This is a genomic window from Caenimonas aquaedulcis (assembly GCF_015831345.1).
Lineage (GTDB): Bacteria > Pseudomonadota > Gammaproteobacteria > Burkholderiales > Burkholderiaceae_C > Ramlibacter > Ramlibacter aquaedulcis.
Genome location: NZ_JADWYS010000001.1, coordinates 772,859 through 791,120 on the forward strand (window position 1 = coordinate 772,859; position 18,262 = coordinate 791,120).

Genomic DNA, 18,262 nt, shown 5'->3' on the forward strand with positions numbered 1-18,262 from the left:
CCTACAGCTTCACGTATTCGTAGTCGATCGCCTGCGCGTTGATCCCGCGGTCCGGCGGCGCGATCCACGCCGCCATCTTGCCGGGTTCGACCACCCGCTGCATCAGGCTCTTCACGAAGGCGATGTCTGCTTCCGTGGGCAGCCAGTCGTCCTTCTTCGCATCGAACTCGGCCTGGGTGATCGGCTGGCCTTCCGGGCTGACCGGCACGCCCGACCATGCGCCGACCTGGCGGCGGAACCTCGTGGAAGGCAGCTTCAATTCGAAGTTGACGCCCGCGCGCTTGATGCCCATGTTCCAGCGCGTGATGCCGACGTTGCAGTCCTTCACGTATTCCAGCCGCGTGATCTCGTTCATGCCGTTGCGCGTGGAGACCGTCTCGGATTTCATGCCGCCCTGGCCGTCCGGCACCTGGATGGTCATCTCCGTTTCGGCTTCCACGTGGTCCGCGAACTTCGCTTCGTCCGGCCGGCCCTTGATGCCGTTGCTGAAGTAGTTGGCCGCGTTCGACGAAGACTCGGAGCCGAAGAGGTCCAGCGAACTCGTGAACCAGAAGTTCATGAATTTCTGGATGGTGGGCAGGTCCACCACGCCTGCCTTGCGCAGCGTGGCGACGTCGTCGGTGTCCAACTCCTTCATCACTTCCAGCGTGCGCTTGATGACGCGGCCCACGCCCGTCTCGCCGACGAACATGTGGTGCGCTTCCTCGGTGAGCATGAAGCGCGTGGTGCGCGCCAGCGGGTCGAACGCGCTTTCGGCGAAGCTCTTGAGCTGGAACTTGCCGTCGCGGTCCGTGAAGTAGGTGAACATGAAGAAGGACAGCCAGTTGTCCATGGGCTCGTTGAAGGTGCCCAGGATGCGCGGCTTGTTGGGGTCGCCGCTGTGGCGCTCCAGCAGTTCCTCCGCCTCCTCCCGGCCGTCGCGCCCGAAGTGCGCGTGCAGCAGGTAGACCATGGCCCACAGGTGGCGGCCTTCTTCCACGTTGACCTGGAAGAGGTTGCGCAGGTCGTAGAGCGAGGGCGCGGTGTGGCCGAGCAGGCGCTGCTGTTCGACGGACGCGGGCTCCGTGTCGCCCTGCGTCACGATCAGGCGGCGGAAAGTGGAGCGGTATTCGCCGGGGACGTCCTGCCAGACGTCCTGGCCCATGAAGTCGCCGAAGCCGATCTTGCGGCCCTCTTCCTTGTCCGCGAGGAAGATGCCCCAGCGATAGTCGGGCATCGGTGTGTAGCCGTAGCTCGCCCAACCTTGCGCGTCCACGCCGACGGCGGTGCGCAGGTACACCTCCTTGGCCTTGAAGTCGCTCGGGCCCATCTCGTCCCACCAGTTGAGGAAGGCCGGTTGCCAATGCTCCAGGGCGCGCTGCAACTGGCGGTTCTCGCCCAGGTGCACGTTGTTGGGGATCAGCGCTTGCAGGTCGATGTTGCTCATATGCGTTTCCAGTCGAATTTGGCCTTCTTGCCCGTGCCGAAAAGCTTCAGTGCGCCCTCTTCACCCACCGCGTTCGGCCGGATGAAGATCCAGTTCTGCCAGGCGGACAGGCGCGCGAACACGCGTGTCTCCATGGTCTCCTTGCCCGGGAAGCGCAGCGAAGCCTCCATGCCGGTCAGTGCATCGGGCGACAGCGACGCGCGCTCTTCCAGCATGACGCGGATCTCGTCGTCCCAGTCGATGTCGTCCGGGGTGAGCGTCACGAGGCCCAGCCCCAGGGCCTGGTCGGCGCGCAAGGCGCTGTCCTGCAAACCCTGCAGCTGTGAAATCGTCTGGGCATCTTCATTGAAGCGCGTCTGCAGGCGCGTCAAGCCGTTGACGACCGGATAGCGCCCGAAATTGGCCGGCGACAGGTGCAGCGCCGGCGCGGCGTCCGGCGCATCGGGCAGATCCAGCATGTAGATGCGGTCGCAGGCCAGCGCGAGTTCGTAGAAGGTGCCGGCAAAGCACGAGCCTTCGTCCACCAGCGCGATCAGCGAGCGGCTCGTCACGTCCAGGCGCGCGAGCGTACGGCGCAGTGCACCCGTCGTCTCGCGAACGAGCCAGTGCGCCTTGTGCTGTTCGAGCACGGCATCCATGTGCATCACGCGATTCGCGTCGCCGCGCGTCTTGATGACCCAGGTGCCGATCTCGAGCTCGTTCGCGCGCAGGCTGAGGATCGCGTCGTCCAGTTCGCGCGCGAAGCGCAGCGGCCACCACGTGGCGCCTGCAGCCTGGATGGCGTCGGGTGTGGATTCGATCGCAGCTTTCGGCGCAGTCACGGTGATCGTGGCCAGGCGCGCCGCGCGGTCGATCTGCACGTCCAGCGTCTCGTAGTGGTAGCCCTGGTCGTCCACCGTGCGCTCCAGCGCCGGCAGCTCGATGCCCTGCCCGCCCGAGCGGGTGGACTGCGCGCGCAAGGCGGCAATCTCCGCGTCGACCAGCTGCGCGAACTGCTGCGGCTTCGCGTTCGAGTCCACGAGTTTCCAGTCCTTGGCGCGGTCGGCGCGCACGCCTTCGCTCGTCGTGCAGAAGATGTCCGCGAGATCCCGCCGGACCTTGCGCTTGTCCGTCACGCGCGTGAGGCCACCCGTGCCGGGCAGCACGCCGAGCAGCGGCACTTCCGGCAGGCTCACGGTGGACGCGCGGTCGTCGACCATCGCGATGCGGTCGCATGCGAGCGCGAGTTCGTAGCCGCCGCCCGCGCAGGCGCCCGTGACCGCGGCGAGCGACTTCAGGCCGTCGTGCCGGGAGGAATCTTCCAGGCCATTTCGCGTTTCGTTCGTGAACTTGCAGAAGTTCACCTTCCACGCATGCGTGGACAGGCCGAGCATGTAGATGTTGGCGCCCGAGCACCAGATCTTCTCCTTGCCGCTCTCGAACACCACGACCTTCACCTGCGGATGCTCGAACCGAACGCGATTGAGCGCGTCGTGCAATTCGATGTCCACGCCCAGGTCGTAGCTGTTGAGCTTGAGCTTGTAGCCGGGCTTGATGCCGCCGTCCTCGTCGATGTCGAGCTTGAGCCGCGCGACGTCGCCTTCGACGGCCAGGCTCCAGTGCCGGTAGCGGGAGGGGTGCGTGGCGAAATTCACCAGCTCGCGGTCGCCCTGCTTGAACAGCAGCGGTTCGGTCATCGCATTCATGGCTTGGGCTCCATCGGAACGGCGCGTTCCAGGTCTTTGAGGGATTGCTTGACGCTGCGCGCCGCGGTGTCCACCACCGCATCGGCGCGCGCGTAGAGCGCTTCGCGGCTGGCGAGGATGCGGCGGATGTCTTCCATCGCCTCCCCGGTCGCGCCACGGGTCGTGTCGAAAGGGCGCATGTCGCCTTGCGCGACGACACGGCTCATGTGCTCTTCGGGGTTGGCCTTGAGCCACACGCAGTAGAAGCGGCTCTGCAGCAGGTCGAAGGTTTCGCGCTCGCTCACGATGCTGCCGCCGGTGGTCATCACGACGCCATCCGCGTGATCCTCGGCGATACGGAACAAGGCGCGGCGCTCGTAACGCCGGTACCCGGCCTGCCCGTGCAGCAGCAGGATCTCGTTCATGCTGGTGCCCGCCTCGCGCTCGATCTCGCGGTCCAGTTCCACGAAGGGAATGCCGCGATGCGCGGCGAGCTGCGCACCCAGCGTCGATTTGCCCGCGCCGCGCAGGCCAATGAGCGCGATGCGCTTCTCGCGGCCCTTCTCGTCGTCCAGGCCGAAGGTCGACGACAGCAGCGCATGCGCCTGGTCCAGCTGGCCATCGTCCAGGCGCGCCAGCAAACCCTGGGCCCGTGCCAGCGCAGGACGCGGCGCGTCCTGCAGCAATTCCAGGATGGTGATGTTGAGCGCGCGTGCCGCCGCTTCGAGCGAGTTGATGGAGACGTTGCCCTTGCCGCTTTCCACGTCCGCGAGGAAGCGCTCGGACAGGCCAGAATCCGCGGCCAGTTGCTTGCGCGTCATCCCGCGGCGCGCACGCCAGGCCCGCACGCGCGCACCGAGCTCGGCAAGCGTCGCCCGGGCGTCGTGGTCGGTCATCAGTTGCATGCTGGCGTCTTTTTTTCGCGGGGACTTGCGTTAAATCAAGATTGCAGTATACTTCCTATCATCGAATTGTCAAGCAGTTTATTGCATGTTGCTTGGCCCACACCGGATGATCGGAAGCAAGATGAAATTGAAGATCCTCGTCGGCACCATGACCAGCACCGCCGACTATGTGGCGCAGGCCATCCAGATGGACTGCGCGGATGTGGTGGAGGAGATCGAAGTCCACCTGATGGATGGCCTCGACATCTCTGTCTTCGATGAAGATGCACTTTATCTCATCTGCTCCTCGACCTACGGCTCCGGCGACGTCCCCGACAACGCGCGCCAGCTCTACGACTCGCTCGATTCGCAGCCCAAGTACCTGGGCCACGTGCGCTACGGCGTGATCGCGCTGGGCGATCGCACCTACCTCAACACCTTCGCCTTCGGCGGCAAGAAGTTCGACGAGCGCCTGCAGGGCCTGGGCGCGCAGCGCATCGGCGACGTCTGGTGCCACGACGCGAGCGCGGGGACCATGCCCGAGGAACTGGCCACCGCCTGGTGCCGCGAATGGCTGGCGCTGGCGCTGGCTCCCGCCACCACCACTGCCTGAGCGTCATGCGTCCGAGCATCGCGGACCACCGGTCTTCCCCGCCGCGGGTCGACATTCCGCGGGACTACAACGCCGCGCAGGACCTGCTGGCACGAAACGAGGGCCGCTACGGAAAGGTCGCGTTCATCGATGCCGTGTCCGGCGCGAGCCTCACCTATGGCGACCTGGCGAAGCAGTCCTACCAATTCGCGAACGCCCTGCGCGCGAAGGGTTTCACGCCCGAGACGCGCGTGATGATCGCGATGCTGGACACGCTGGAGTGGCCGGTCGTGTTCCTCGGCTGCATCCTGGCCGGCGTGGTGCCCGTGGCCGCGAACACGCTGCTCACGACGAAGGACTTCGAGTTCATGCTGCGCGATTCGCGCGCGCAGGCGCTGTTCGTGTCGAAGCCATTGCTGCCGGTGTTCGAGTCGCTGGTCGGCACGAGCGGGACGCTCAAGGACGTCTACATGGCCGGAGATGACGCGGCGAACTCCGTCGCCGCGTTGATCGCAGCGGGATCGCCGGTCCCTTCCCCCCACGACACGAGCGCCGACGACCCCTGCTTCTGGCTGTATTCGAGCGGATCCACCGGCACGCCCAAGGGCACGGTCCACCTGCACAGCCACCTCATCCAGACCGCCGAACTCTATGGGCGCGGCGTGCTGGGCATCCGAGAAGACGACGTCGTCTTCTCGGCGGCGAAATTGTTCTTCGCCTACGGGCTGGGCAATTCGCTCACCTTTCCCATGAGCGTCGGCGCCACGGCGGTGCTTCTGCCCGCGCGGCCCGCGCCTGCGGAGGTGTTCAATACCCTGCTCAAGTACCAGCCGACCATCTTCTACGGCGTGCCCACGCTCTATGCCGCGCTGCTGGCCGACGCGAACCGGCCCGCCCGCGCGCAGCTGAACCTGCGCGTGTGCACCAGCGCCGGCGAAGCCCTGCCCGCCGAGATCGGCAGGCGATGGACCGAGGCCTACGGCTGCGAGATCCTCGACGGCATCGGCTCGACGGAGATGCTGCACATCTTCCTGTCCAATCGGCCCCGCCAGGTGCGGTACGGCACCACGGGGCAGGCGGTGCCCGGCTACGAGCTTCGCATCGTCGGCGACGACGGGCGCGAGTGCGGCCCGGGCGAGATCGGCGAACTGCAGATCAACGGCCCCAGCGCCGCGCTCATGTACTGGAACAACCGCGCCAAGACGAAGGCGACCTTCGCCGGCGAGTGGACGCGCAGCGGCGACAAGTACACGCGCGACGCGGACGGCTACTACACCTACGGCGGGCGCAGCGACGACATGCTCAAGGTGGGAGGCATCTACGTGTCGCCCTTCGAGGTCGAGGCCTGCCTCATGACGCATGCCGCCGTGCTGGAAGCGGCGGTCATCGGCGTCGCCGATACCGACGAGCTCGTGAAGCCGAAAGCGTTCGTGGTGCTGAAGGCGGGCCAGGCGGCGTCGGCGGAGGTCCTGCAGATGCACGTGAAGAATGCGCTGGCACCCTACAAATACCCGCGCTGGATCGAGTTCGTGCCCGAGCTTCCCAAGACCGCGACCGGCAAGATCCAGCGTTTCAAGCTGCGTGCCTCCACGCCGCCCGCCGCGTGAAGTTCCGCGAGCCGAATCCGGGTAAGCCATGGTGCGCCGCCGCGGCGCATCCGGTAAAAATGCTTTAGGCCTAAATTAAATTCGAAGGAGCCTTTCCATGACATCCCGCCGTCTCGTCCTCTCCCGCGGCGCAGCCCTCGTCGGTGCTGCTTCCACCGGCCTGCTGCTGCCGCAGATCGCGCGCGCGCAGGGCAACAAGGTCCGCGTCGGCCTCATGCTGCCCTACACCGGCACCTTCGCGCAGCTCGGCGTCGCCATCGAAAACGGCGTGCGCATGGCCATCGACGAGCGCGGCGGCAAACTGGGCGGCCGCGACATCGAATGGTTCAAGGTCGACGACGAGGCCGAACCGTCCAAGGGCATCGAGAACGCGAACAAGCTCGTGCTGCGCGACAAGGTCGACGTGCTGATCGGCACGGTGCACTCCGGCGTGCAGATGGGCATTCAGAAGGTGGTACGCGACAACGGCACGCTGTGCCTGATCCCGAATGCCGGCGTGCACGCGGCGACGCGCGCGCTGTGCGCCCCGAACGTGTTCCGCACCAGCTTCACCAACAGCCAGCCTACCCTCGCGCTCGGCGACGTGATGGTCAAGAAGGGCCACAAGAAGGCCGTGTGGATCACCTGGAAGTACGCGGCCGGCGACGAGGCCTTCGAGGGCTTCAAGGAAAGCTACACCAAGGCGGGCGGCACCATCATCAAGGAACTCGGCCTGCCCTTCCCGCAGGTCGAATTCCAGGCGCTGCTGACGGAGATCGCGGCGCTCAAGCCTGACGCGGTCGCGTGCTTCTTCGCCGGCGGCGGCGCCGCGAAGTTCATCAAGGATTACGCCGCTGCGGGCCTGAAGGGCAAGATCCCGCTGTACGGCTCGGGCTTCCTCACCGAAGGCGTTCTGGATGCGGCCGGCCCCGCCGCCGACGGCATCATCACGACGATGCACTACGGCGATTCGCTCAATACGCCGCGCGACAACAAGTTCCGGCTGGACTACGCCAAGACCTTCCGCATGCAGCCGGACGTCTACGCGGTGCAGGGCTACGACACCGGCCTCCTGCTTTCGCAGGGCATGGCCGCCGTGAAGGGCGACATCGGCAACAAGGCGGCGCTGTACAAGGCGATGGAATCGGCGACCATCGACAGCCCGCGCGGCAAGTGGACGATGAGCAAGTCGCACAACCCGGTGCAGGACATGTACCTGCGCGTGGTCGAGAACAAGGAAAACAAGGTGATCGGCATCGCGGCGAAGGCGCTGGCCGATTCGGGCGCCGGCTGCAAGATGGCCTGAGCGTCCGCGCCTGCAACAATGGGAGGTTCGCGCCTCCCATTTTTTTGGCGAAGACCGTCATGACCCTCTCCACCTACCTCCTGTACGTCGTCGCGGTCGCGCTGCTGATCGTGACGCCCGGCCCGACCATGCTGATGTGCATGACCAATGCGCTGAACCACGGGCCGCGCCGCGCCATGACCTCCGTCGCGGGCGCAGTGACGGCGGTGCTCGGCGTGATGGTGCTGTCGGCCATGGGCCTCGGCGCGCTGCTCGCCGCATCGGAAACCGCGTTCACCATCGCCAAGGTGGCCGGAGCCGCCTACCTCGTCTGGCTGGGCATCAAGACCTTCCGCAGCGACGCGGTGCTGAAGACGGGCGAGGCCGGCGGCGCACCGCGTGCGCACTCCTTCTACATGCAGGGCTTCCTCGTCGGCGCGAGCAACCCCAAGGCCGTGCTGTTCTTCGCAGCCTTCTTCCCGCAATTCCTCAACCCCGCCGCGCCCATCGTGCCGCAGTTCGCCGCGCTCGCGCTCACCTTCATGTTCTTCGAATTCGCGGTGCTCACCGCCTGCGCGCTCAGCGTCGCCCGCCTGATGCCGGTGCTGCGCGCGAGCGGCCCGGTGCGATGGATCAACCGGGTGTGCGGCGGCCTCTTCACGCTGATGGGCGCCCTGCTGCTGCTCTCGCGCCGCCCCACGTAGCGGCCCATGGATCTCGCGAACGTCCTGATCCAGCTCCTCAACAGCGTGCAGTATGGGCTGCTGCTGTTCATGCTGGCCGCCGGCCTTACGCTGATCTTCGGGATCATGGGCGTGGTGAACCTCGCGCACGGCGCGTTCTACATGCTGGGCGCCTACCTCGCGTGGTCGCTCTCCAGCCTCTCCGGCAGCTTCACCGTGGCGATCCTCGGCGGCGTGGCGCTGTCCGTGGTCTTCGGCCTCGCGCTCGAATGGCTGCTGTTCCGGCACTTCTACCAGCGCGACCACCTCGACCAGGTGCTGCTCACCTTCGGGCTGATCTACATCTTCGAGGAGATGCGCTCCATCCTCTGGGGCGACGACGTGCACGGCGTGAAGATCCCCGACCTCCTGTCGGCATCGATCCCGCTCACCGACAACCTCTCCTACCCGGTCTACCGGCTCTTCATGTCCGGCGTGTGCATCGCGCTCGCGGCCGGCTTGTACTTCCTGATCTCGAAGACCCGCCTGGGCATGAAGATCCGCGCCGGCGCCTTCAACCGCGACATGACGGAGGCGCTGGGCGTCAACATCAAGCTGATCCACACCATCGTGTTCGCGCTGGGCGTCGCGCTCGCGTCCGTCGCCGGCATGATCGCCTCGCCGGTGTCCAGCGTGTATCCGAACATGGGCTCGCAGGTGCTGATCATGTGCTTCGTCGTGGTCGTGATCGGCGGCATCGGCTCCGTGCGCGGTGCGCTGATCTCGGCGCTGCTCGTGGGCCTGGTCGACACCTTCGGCAAGGTGCTCGTGCCGCAGGTCGCCGGCATGCTGGTCTACATGCTCATGGCCGCGGTGCTGCTGTGGAAGCCGGAAGGGCTGTTCAAGCAATGAGGGCATCGCATTCCCATCTCGAGGTGTTGCCGCGCGGCCTGCAGGTGGCGCTGGCGCTCGGCCTCGTTGCGCTCATCGCCTTTCCCTTCGTCGGCAGCGATTTCTACGCGCAAATGGTGGCCCGCATGATGATCCTCGCGATCTTCGCGATGAGCCTGGACCTGCTGCAGGGGGTCACCGGCCTGGTGTCGCTCGGCCACGCGGCGTACTTCGGGCTCGCGGGTTACGCGCTCGCCTATTTCACGCCGGCGGGCGAAGCGGTGAGCCTGTGGTGGACGCTGCCCGCAGCCGTCGCCGCGTCGGGGCTCGCCGCGTTGATCATCGGCTTCTTCGTCGTGCGCACGAGCGGCATCTACTTCATCATGGTGACGATGGCCTTCGCGCAGATGGTCTTCTACCTCTTCTTCGACAACAAGGCGCTCGGCGGGTCCGACGGCGTCTATGTGAACTTCAAGCCCGACGCGGGAATCTTCGACCTGGAGAACAAGCGCGTCTTCTACTACTTCACGCTGGCGATGCTCGTGGCCGTCTATGCCTTCCTGCGCCGCGTGCTGTGGAGTCCCTTCGGTCGCGTGCTTGCGGGCATCCGCGTGAACGAGCACCGCATGCGCGCGATGGGCTACGGCACCTTCCGCTACAAGCTCGCGGCCTTCACGCTGGCCGGTGCGCTCGCGGGGCTCGCGGGTTACCTGTGGGGCGTGCAGTCCGGCTACGTGAACCCGGAGCTGATGGGATTCCACATGAGCGCGCACGCGATCATGATGGTGATCCTCGGCGGCATGGGCAACTTCGCCGGGGCGATCGTCGGCGCGTTCGCGTTCGAGACATTGCTGTCGTGGTTCAAGGACCTGCCCACGGTCGGAAACTTCCAGCTCGGCAAGCACTGGCAACTGTGGATGGGCCTCTTCATCGTCGCCGTCGTGCTCTTCGCGCCGCGCGGGCTGCTCGGCCTCGTGGAACGCGTGGCGCGCCGCAAGGAGCGCGAGCATGAGTGATGCCGTGCTGCGCGCGACGCATCTCACCAAGCGCTTCGGCGGCCTGGCGGCGGTCAACGACGTGTCCGTCGATCTGCAGCGCGGTCGCATCCACGCGGTGATCGGCCCCAACGGCGCAGGCAAGTCCACGCTGACCAACCTGCTGTCGGGCGACATCGCCCCGACATCCGGCGAAGTGATGTTGGGCGGGCGCGATGTCACCGGCTGGACGCCGGAGCGCATCTCGCGCGCGGGCCTCGGCCGCAGCTACCAGAAGACGAACATCTTCCAGCCTTTCACGGTCTGGGAGAACGTGCGCCTCGCCGCGCAATCGCGCGCACCGCATGCCGCGCGCTGGCTGAGCCGCGCAGCGGGCTTCGCGCCCACCAACGAGGCGGCGGAGCGCGCGATCGAACTGGCAGGCCTGCAGCATCGCAAATCCGCCGTATCGGGCACGATCAGCCACGGCGAGCAACGCCAGCTCGAGATCGCGATGACGCTCGCCACGAGCCCGCAAGTCCTGCTGCTCGACGAGCCGCTCGCGGGCATGGGCACCGCCGAGGCCGAGCGAATGGTGCAACTGCTGCTGCGCATCAAGCCCGGGCACGCGATCATGCTGGTGGAGCACGACATGGACGCCGTCTTCGCGCTCGCGGACCAGCTGACGGTGATGGTCAACGGCCAGGTCATCGCCAGCGGCACGCCGGCGCAGGTGCGCGCGGATGCGGGCGTGCAGTCCGCCTACCTGGGCGAGGAGGAGCACTGATGGCCGAGCTCCTCATCGACGCGCGCGGCGTGCACACGTACTACGGCGCGAGCCACATCCTGCGCGGCATCGACTTCAGCGTCGCCCGCGGCGAGACGATCGGCCTGATGGGCCGCAACGGCATGGGCAAGAGCACGCTGCTCAAGAGCCTCATGGGCCTCGTCAAGCCGCGCGCGGGCACCGTGCACATCGCGGGGCACGACATGACGGGCGGCGCGCCCTACGAGATCGCACAGCGCGGCATCGCCTATGTGCCCGAGGGCCGCGGCATCTTCGGCAACCTGAGCGTCGTGGAGAACCTCCAGATGGCGGCGCGCCCGGGCACGCGCGGGCAATGCGACTGGACGTACGAACGGGTGCTGGAGACCTTCCCGCGCCTGAAGGAGCGCCTGGGCCACGGCGGGCAGCAGTTGTCCGGCGGCGAGCAGCAGATGCTCACCATCGGCCGCGCACTGATGACGAATCCCGATGTGCTGATCCTCGACGAGGCGACCGAAGGCCTTGCGCCGCTCATCGCGCGCGAGATCTGGCGCATCTGCGGGCTGATCCGCGAGTCGGGCATCTCCAGCGTGATCGTCGACAAGAACTGGAAGCACGTGACGCAGGTGACGGACCGCAACGTGATCCTCGTCAAGGGCGAGGTCGCCTACGCGGGCACTTCGCAGGACCTGCGGGCTCGGCCCGAATTGCTCGATCAATACCTCGGCGTGTGAGCAGGCTCCGCGCCGTGGCTCAAGGGCACTCCAGTGCCTTGCCCTCTCCCATCACGTTGTCGCCCAGGTAATCCAGGAAGCGCCGCACCGCCGGCGTCAGGCCGCGCCGCGAGGGAAACACCGCATGCAGCACACCGGGACGGGGCCCCCACTGGGGCAGCACGTGTTCGAGGTCTCCGCGTTCGAGGTCGCGCCGGCACATGTAGTCCGGCAGGATGCTGATGCCGGCGCCCTGGGACACCGCGAACTTGAGGGTGAGCAGGTCGTCCGCCGTGTAGACCGGCCGGTGCTGGAATTCGAAGACCTTGCCGGCAGGGCCGAGCAACGTCCAGTTCGCCTTGCCGTCCGAGGCGGACATCGCGAGCGTCGGCAGCTTTCCGAGGTCATCGACCGACGCGGGGCGGCCGTGACGCTCCAGCAGCGCGGGCGTGCCCACGAGCATGCCTTGCGTCAGGCCAAGGTTCTTCACGACGAGGCTGCCGCTGTCCTCCAGCGTCGGCCGCACGCGCAGCGCGACGTCGACGCCCTCCGCCACCAGGTCCACGACCCGGTTGGTGACCTGCATGTCGATGCGCACCTGCGGGTGCTTCTCCAGGAATGCGGGAATCAGCATGCCGATGGTGCTGTGCGCCAGGGTGACGGGGCACGTCACGCGGATCGTGCCGCGCGGTTCGGTCTGCACCATCGCCACGGCCTCCGTGGCGGCCTCGGCCTCTTCGCGGATGGCGACGCTGTGGCGGTGGAACAGCTCGCCGGCTTCTGTGAGCGAGAGTTTGCGGGTGGTCCGCTGCAGGAGCCGCACGCCCAGGCGCGTTTCCAGCTCGGCCACTCGCCGCGACAACTTGGACTTCGGCACGCCCAGCGCGCGCCCGGCGGCGGCGAACCCGCCCCGGTCCACGACCTCGGAGAAATAGAGCATGTCGTTGAGGTCTTGCATGTCGATTGTCCTGTGTTCAGGACAATCTATCGCAGTTTTGCCGACTTATCAAAGATTACCTGCGCGCCCACAATCAATCCATGGTCAAAAACAGGCCGCTACAGGAGAAAAGGTCCATGAAACTGCTTCACATCGATTCCAGCCCGCTGGGCACCAATTCGGTTTCCCGCCAGCTCACCGAGCGCGTCGTCGCCCAGTGGCAGGCCACCCATCCCGGCACCACGGTCGAGCATCTCGACCTGGCCCAGGACGCCCCCACCCACCTGTCGATCGACTCGCTGGGCTTTCGCCTCGGCCCGAAGGCTGAAGGCCTGACCGACGTGCAACGCCGCGAGAACGAGATCTCCGAGAAGCTCGTGAGCCAGTTCCTCGCCGCGGACGTGGTGGTGATCGGCGCGCCGATGTACAACTTCTCGGTCCCGAGCCAGCTCAAGGCCTGGATCGACCGCGTGGCGCAGGCCGGCCGCACCTTCACGTACACCGAAAAGGGCCCCAAGGGCCTGGCCGGCGGCAAGACGGTGATCATCGCGTCCTCGCGCGGTGGCGTGTATTCGACGAACCCGGCGATGGCCGGACTGGACCACCAGGAGAGCTACCTGAAGACGGTGTTCGGCTTCTTCGGTGTCACCGACGTGCGGTTCGTTCGCGCCGAAGGCGTGGCGATGGGCGACGCGGTGAAGACGCAAGCCCTGAGCGATGCGGACGTGACGATCAAGGCGCTGACGACCTCGGCTGCGAACCAGCCGACGGCCGCCATCGCCGCCTGACAGGTTACTTGCGCGTGTAGATCTGGTCGAAGCTGCCGCCGTCGGCGAAGTGCTCCTTGTCGGCTTTCGACCATCCGCCGAACCCCTGCTCGATCGTGAAGAGATTGAGCTTGGGGAACTGCTTCGCATACTTAGCCTGCGCCTTCTGCGACACCGCCGGGCGGTAGAAATTCTTGCCGGCGATGTCCTGGCCGTCCTCGGTGTAGAGGAACTTCAGGTATTCCTCGGCCGCGGCGCGGGTGCCCTTCCTGTCCACGTTGCGGTCGACGACGGCCACCGGCGGCTCCGCGAGGATCGAGATGGACGGGTACACCACGTCGACCTTGCTGCCGAATTCCTTCTCCAGCAGGTACGCCTCGTTCTCCCATGAAATGAACACGTCGCCCTGGTTGCGCTGCGCGAAGGTGATCGAGGAGCCGCGCGCGCCCGTGTCGAGCACCGGCACGTTGGCGTAGAGCTTCCCGACGAACTCCTTCGCCCTCGCATCGCCGCCGATCTTGCGCTTGGCGAATTCCCATGCGGCCAGGTAGTTCCAGCGCGCGCCGCCGGAGGTCTTCGGGTTCGGCGTGATGACGCTCACGCCGGGCTTGACCAGGTCGTCCCAGTCCTTGATGCCCTTCGGATTGCCCTGCCGCACCACCAGCACGATGGTGGACGTGTATGGCGCCGAGTTGTGCGGCAGGCGCTTTTGCCAGTCCCTGGCGACCCACCCGCCGTTGGTGACGAGGGCATCGATGTCGCCGGCCAGGCCGAGGGTGACGACGTCGGCGTCCAGACCGTCGATCACCGAGCGGGCCTGCTTGCCCGAGCCGCCGTGCGACTGCTTGATCGTCACGTCCTGGCCGGTCTTCGCCTTCCAGTACTTCGCGAACGCCTGGTTGAATTCCGCGTACAGCTCGCGCGTCGGGTCGTAGGAGACGTTCAGCAGCGTCAAGGCCTGCTGCTGGGCGAACGACGGCAGAGCTGCCATGCCCAGAGTCGCGGCTGCGGCGAGGGCCAGGGGAATCTTGATAAAGTCGCGGCGTACGGTCATAGCGTTTCTTTCGGGGGTTTGCAGGAGTCGAGCCGCGATTCTGTGAGCCCTCCGAGCAAACGGGAACGACCGAGTTTTCACTTGTTTATTCGCACAAGCTTATTGCGCGCGCGATCTTTAGACCCAGCGTCAGAGGCTTTTCACATGGCACGTACCGTCAACTGCATCAAGCTCGGCAAGGAAGCCGAGGGCCTCGACTTTCCCCCCTACCCGGGCGAGCTCGGCAAGCGCATCTATGAAAACGTGAGCAAGGAGGCGTGGGCCGCCTGGCTCAAGCAGCAGACCATGCTCGTCAACGAAAACCGCCTGAACCTGGCCGACCAGCGCGCGCGCCAGTACCTCGCACGCCAGATGGAGAACCACTTCTTCGGCGGCGGCGCGGACACGGCCGCGGGCTACGTGCCGCCCAGCGCCTGAGCGGCCATGGACGAGCCGGTCGCATGGCTGGCTGACGCATGGGCCGGGCGCCGGCAATGGCGCATCCTGGACACGGACTTCGGGCAGGGAGCGGATTTCCTCGCCTGCTGGCGGGCGTGGAAAGGCGATGCGCGAAGGCCGGCGATGCTCCATTTCGTGGCGTTTTGCGCGTCGCCCCCTCCTTCCGAGGAACTGCTGCGAGCCGCCACCACGCCGCAACTGCATCCCCTGGCGGCCGAACTGGCCGGCCAATGGTTCGGCCTCACCGCCGGCATGCATCGCTTTGCCTTCGACGGGGATCGCGTGCTGCTCACGCTCTTCGTCGGCCAGGTGCGCGACGCGCTGCGCCAGCAGACGTTTCGCGCGGATTGCGTCTTTCTGGGCCGACCGGACGGCACGGACAACCCCACCATGGGCAAAGCCCTCGCCCGCCATTGCCGTCGGGGCGCGCGCCTGGTCGCACAGGTCGCGAGCGATTCCCTTCGCCGATCGCTGGCCGAAGCAGGGTTTGCCGTACAGGCCGGTGGCGATTCCTCCGGGGGTCTGCAAGCCGTCTTCGACCCCGCCTGGGAGCCCAGGGGCCCCAGGCCGGATGCGGACGCCGAACCCGGCGACTGCGCCGTCATCGGCGGCGGGCTCGCGGGCGCCGCGGTGGCGGCGAGCCTCGCGCGCCGCGGCTGGCGCGTCACCGTGCTCGACGCCGCGCAGGAGCCGGCCGCGGGCGCTTCCGGCCTGCCCGTCGGCCTGCTGGCGCCGCACTATTCACCGGACGACAGCCTGCTCTCGCGCCTGTCCCGCAGCGGCGTGCGCATGACGATGTCGCAGGCGCGGATGCTGCTGCGCGAGGGCGAGGACTGGGCGGCGACAGGCGCGCTGGAAGTGCGCGATCTGGAAGACAGGCGTCCCCTGCTGGCGGACGCAGCCATGCAGCCGTGGAGCCGTGAAGCCGAAGCACGGCACAAGGAGCTCGGCAGGGTCCCTGCCGGCGCCGCCGCGATCTGGCACCAGCAAGCGGCATGGATCAAGCCGGCAGCCTTGGTGCGGGCCTGGCTCGCGACGCCGGGCATCGCGTGGCAGGGCGGATCGCGGGTGCGGCGCATCGAGCGCGCGGATGACTGTTGGCGCCTGGAGGATGCCAACGGCGCGACGCTCGCGCAAGCCACGCTGGTGATTGCCGCCGCCGCGACCGGCTGTGTCGAGTTGCTCGGCGGGCGCATACCGGTCCATCCGGTCCGGGGGCAAGTCACCTGGAGCGTGCAAGGCAGCGAGGGACTGCCGCCCTTCCCCCTGCATGGCGACGGCCATTTCATTGCCGGTGTGCCGACCGCGCACGGGCCGGCGTGGTTCTGCGGCTCGACCTTCACGCCCAACGAATCCAGCCTGCAGGCGCGCGCGGAAGACCAGCGCTTCAACCTCGATAGGCTCGCCCGTCTCGCGCCCCCGGTGGCGCACGCCGTCTCCCACGCAATCGCGAGCCATGCACTGCAGGACTGGACGGGCGTGCGCTGCGCATCCATCGACCGCCGGCCGCTGCTCGGTGAAATCGAACCGGGCTTGTGGATCAGCACCGCGATGGGCTCGCGCGGCCTCACCTTCGCGGCGCTGTGCGGCGAACTGCTGGCGGCACGCGTGCATGGCGAACCGTTACCTCTCGAACGCCGGGTGGCACAAGCGCTCGACGCGACGCGTTAGCATCGCGCGATGCAGGGACACAACGAGTATCTGAAAGTCGCCATTGCAGGCGCGGGATTCGCGGGCCTCGCGACCGCTGTGCTGCTCGCGCGCCAGGGCCACGACGTCACGGTGTTCGACAAATTCACCGAGCCGCAATCGGTCGGTGCCGGCGTGCTGCTGCAGCCCAGCGGACTCGCGGCATTGCGCGTCCTCGGCATCGAAGGGGAAGTGCTGGCGGCAGGCGCGCGCATCGAGCGGCTTCATGGCGTCACGCGCTTCGGCTGGCCCGTCGTCGACATCCGCTACCAGCACTGGCAGCCGGGCTCCTTCGGGCTCGGCCTGCACCGCGGCGTGCTCTTCGACGCGCTGTGGAAGGCCGCGAGGCTGCACGGCGCGACCATCGTCGCCGGGCAGGAAGTCAAGGACCTGGCCGCGTTGCAGGCGAAGCACGACCTGGTCGTCGTCTCCGACGGGTGCCGCTCCTCGCTGCGCTGCCAGACCGGACTCGCCAGCACCGACCGCGTGTATCCGTGGGGCGCGGTGTGGGCTGTGCTCGAAGACCCGTCGGGCGAACACGCGACCACCCTGCGGCAGTGGTATCGCGGCGCGAAGGAGATGCTGGGCATCATGCCCACGGGCAAGGCGCCCGGCAGCGATGTGCCGGTCGTGAGCCTGTTCTGGAGCGTGCCCGCGCGCGATCACGAGGCGTTTCTCGCAGCGGGGCTGGAGGCATTCAAGGGGAAGGTGCGCGCGCTGCACCCCGGCTGCGACGCGCTGCTCGCGCAACTGGATTCGATGGAGCGCCTGACCTGGGCTCGCTATCACGACGTGGTGATGCCCGCCTACCACACCGACCGCTGCGTGGTCATCGGCGACGCGGCGCACGCGACCAGCCCGCAACTCGGGCAAGGCACGAACCTCGCCTTGCTCGATGCGGTGGCGCTCGCCGAATGCATCGCGCAATCGGCCGCGCTGCCGGCGGCGCTCGAGCGCTACACGGAGCTGCGCAAGCAGCACCTGCACTTCTACGGCGAGGCGAGCCGCCGGCTCACGCCGCTGTTCCAGTCGGAGCAGGCGCTGCTGCCGTGGCTGCGGGACGTGTTCATGAACATGTCGACGAAGCTGCCCGTCGCGGGCACCCTCACGCGCGACGTGCTGGTGGGCGTGCGACAGGGCTGGCTCAAGGCGCCGCCGCTCCCCCTGCCTAAAGCCTAGACGCGGCGCAGCAGGCGCTGCAGCTTGCCCGGGTGCGGCGGCTTGGGCAGGAACGCTTGCGCGCCGGACAGCCAGCCGCGCACGCTGTCGGCGAGCGAGGTGCCGGATTTCGTGACGATCAGGTGCGGGATGGGCGGGCGCGCCTGCTTCAATTCCTTGAGGAAGGCCCAGCCTTCCACGTCCGGCAGGTGGAAGTCCACGAGGGCGACGTCGTACTCGTGCTGGCGCGCGAGCTCGAGCGCCTGCGCGCCGGTCTCGGCTTCGTCGGCCTGCGTCATGTTCGCGAGCGCGAGGCGCGCGCGCAGGTACAGGCGCTCGTCGCGGTCGGGGCTGGCGATGAGCGCGCGTTTGGGGTGCGCGTCGTCGGCGGGGGGCGGGAGGGTCGTGTCCTCGCCGAACCCGAGGTCGAAGTCCAGGGGGTCGGGGGCGAAGAGCTGGTCCATCGCGGCGACGATCTCGGTCCAGGCGATGGGGCGCTGGAAAGTCCGCCACGCGCTGGCCGGGCCGGAAGGGCCGACCCAGATGATCCGCATGCCCGCCAGGTGGGGCGATTCGAGCTCGACCGGCGCCTCGTAGCTCAGCCCGTCGAACAGGGCGAGCCGCGGCGCTTCCGGCGCGTCGGGCATCCAGAGGCAGTAGCTGACTTCCCGCGAATCGGACAGGCGAAACACCGTGTTGAGCGCGTGTCGCTCCACGTCGGTGAATCCGACGACCTTGACGAAGATCCGCTGGCCCATGTGTGACGGCGTGGTTGG

At 67.3% G+C, this 18,262-nt stretch carries 17 protein-coding genes and 1 pseudogene; 12 read left to right on the forward strand and 6 right to left on the reverse strand.

Translation table 11 applies throughout. The annotated features are described in order from the left end of the window. Window position 1: 1 nt before the first annotated feature. The 3 genes and pseudogenes from boxB to I5803_RS03635 all read right to left on the reverse strand — a co-directional run. Window positions 2–1,426: a benzoyl-CoA 2,3-epoxidase subunit BoxB gene (gene boxB, locus I5803_RS03625; protein ID WP_196985043.1), complete on the reverse strand. Its 1,425-nt coding sequence runs from the start codon at window positions 1,424–1,426 to the stop codon at window positions 2–4. Beyond that, a complete protein-coding gene (boxC, locus tag I5803_RS03630) occupies window positions 1,423–3,111 on the reverse strand; it encodes a 2,3-epoxybenzoyl-CoA dihydrolase (protein WP_196985044.1) in 1,689 nt (562 codons plus the stop codon). The genes boxB and boxC overlap by 4 nt, the downstream gene beginning before the upstream one ends. After that, a pseudogene (locus I5803_RS03635) lies at window positions 3,108–3,998 on the reverse strand (helix-turn-helix transcriptional regulator); the annotation flags it as partial. The pseudogene I5803_RS03635 and the gene boxC, both read right to left, overlap by 4 nt. Before the next feature lie 118 nt (window positions 3,999–4,116). Here I5803_RS03635 and I5803_RS03640 point away from each other — a divergent pair. From I5803_RS03640 to I5803_RS03675, 8 genes are all read left to right on the forward strand, one after another. After that, window positions 4,117–4,587 (forward strand): flavodoxin domain-containing protein, encoded by a 471-nt coding sequence (locus I5803_RS03640; RefSeq protein WP_196985046.1) that lies wholly within the window; start codon window positions 4,117–4,119, stop codon window positions 4,585–4,587. Window positions 4,588–4,592: 5 nt separating this feature from the next. Further along, window positions 4,593–6,173 (forward strand): benzoate-CoA ligase family protein, encoded by a 1,581-nt coding sequence (locus I5803_RS03645; protein WP_196985047.1) that lies wholly within the window; start codon window positions 4,593–4,595, stop codon window positions 6,171–6,173. 97 nt (window positions 6,174–6,270) lie between these two features. Further along, window positions 6,271–7,458, forward strand: a complete 1,188-nt coding sequence (locus I5803_RS03650; RefSeq protein ID WP_196985048.1) for an ABC transporter substrate-binding protein — start codon at window positions 6,271–6,273, stop codon at window positions 7,456–7,458. A gap of 59 nt (window positions 7,459–7,517) precedes the next feature. After that, a complete protein-coding gene (locus tag I5803_RS03655; RefSeq protein ID WP_196985049.1) occupies window positions 7,518–8,141 on the forward strand; it encodes a LysE family translocator in 624 nt (207 codons plus the stop codon). Between the two features lie 6 nt (window positions 8,142–8,147). After that, window positions 8,148–9,011: a branched-chain amino acid ABC transporter permease gene (locus I5803_RS03660; RefSeq protein WP_196985050.1), complete on the forward strand. Its 864-nt coding sequence runs from the start codon at window positions 8,148–8,150 to the stop codon at window positions 9,009–9,011. Next, window positions 9,008–10,006, forward strand: a complete 999-nt coding sequence (locus I5803_RS03665) for a branched-chain amino acid ABC transporter permease (protein WP_196985051.1) — start codon at window positions 9,008–9,010, stop codon at window positions 10,004–10,006. The genes I5803_RS03660 and I5803_RS03665 overlap by 4 nt, the downstream gene beginning before the upstream one ends. Further along, complete coding sequence (locus tag I5803_RS03670; RefSeq protein WP_196985052.1) at window positions 9,999–10,751, forward strand: ABC transporter ATP-binding protein; 753 nt, start codon at window positions 9,999–10,001, stop codon at window positions 10,749–10,751. Before I5803_RS03665 ends, I5803_RS03670 begins: the two co-directional genes overlap by 8 nt. Then, the gene (locus I5803_RS03675) at window positions 10,751–11,464 is read left to right on the forward strand and encodes an ABC transporter ATP-binding protein (protein ID WP_196985053.1); all 714 of its coding nucleotides are present in this window, start codon (window positions 10,751–10,753) and stop codon (window positions 11,462–11,464) included. Before I5803_RS03670 ends, I5803_RS03675 begins: the two co-directional genes overlap by 1 nt. Window positions 11,465–11,483: 19 nt before the next feature. Here the strand turns inward: I5803_RS03675 and I5803_RS03680 are convergent, their stop codons facing one another. After that, window positions 11,484–12,401 (reverse strand): LysR family transcriptional regulator, encoded by a 918-nt coding sequence (locus tag I5803_RS03680; RefSeq protein ID WP_196985054.1) that lies wholly within the window; start codon window positions 12,399–12,401, stop codon window positions 11,484–11,486. Between the two features lie 116 nt (window positions 12,402–12,517). On the opposite strand from I5803_RS03680, the gene I5803_RS03685 reads away from it, so the two are divergent. Further along, a complete protein-coding gene (locus tag I5803_RS03685; protein WP_196985055.1) occupies window positions 12,518–13,168 on the forward strand; it encodes an FMN-dependent NADH-azoreductase in 651 nt (216 codons plus the stop codon). 4 nt (window positions 13,169–13,172) lie between these two features. On the opposite strand, the gene I5803_RS03690 is transcribed toward I5803_RS03685, so the two are convergent. Beyond that, window positions 13,173–14,201, reverse strand: coding sequence for a sulfate ABC transporter substrate-binding protein (locus tag I5803_RS03690; protein ID WP_196985056.1), 1,029 nt, complete (start codon window positions 14,199–14,201; stop codon window positions 13,173–13,175). A gap of 144 nt (window positions 14,202–14,345) precedes the next feature. On the opposite strand from I5803_RS03690, the gene I5803_RS03695 reads away from it, so the two are divergent. Genes I5803_RS03695 through I5803_RS03705 form a run of 3 tightly spaced genes read left to right on the forward strand, consistent with a single transcriptional unit; the run spans window position 14,346 to window position 17,507 of the window. Next, complete coding sequence (locus I5803_RS03695) at window positions 14,346–14,618, forward strand: oxidative damage protection protein (protein ID WP_196985057.1); 273 nt, start codon at window positions 14,346–14,348, stop codon at window positions 14,616–14,618. 6 nt (window positions 14,619–14,624) lie between these two features. Continuing rightward, a complete protein-coding gene (mnmC1, locus tag I5803_RS03700; RefSeq protein WP_196985058.1) occupies window positions 14,625–16,310 on the forward strand; it encodes an FAD-dependent 5-carboxymethylaminomethyl-2-thiouridine(34) oxidoreductase MnmC1 in 1,686 nt (561 codons plus the stop codon). A gap of 9 nt (window positions 16,311–16,319) precedes the next feature. After that, window positions 16,320–17,507 (forward strand): FAD-dependent oxidoreductase, encoded by a 1,188-nt coding sequence (locus I5803_RS03705; protein ID WP_196985059.1) that lies wholly within the window; start codon window positions 16,320–16,322, stop codon window positions 17,505–17,507. On the opposite strand, the gene I5803_RS03710 is transcribed toward I5803_RS03705, so the two are convergent. Continuing rightward, window positions 17,504–18,244 carry a response regulator transcription factor gene (locus tag I5803_RS03710; RefSeq protein ID WP_196985060.1) on the reverse strand — a complete coding sequence of 247 codons (741 nt, stop codon included), beginning with the start codon at window positions 18,242–18,244 and terminating at the stop codon, window positions 17,504–17,506. The genes I5803_RS03705 and I5803_RS03710 overlap by 4 nt on opposite strands. Window positions 18,245–18,262: the final 18 nt, after the last annotated feature.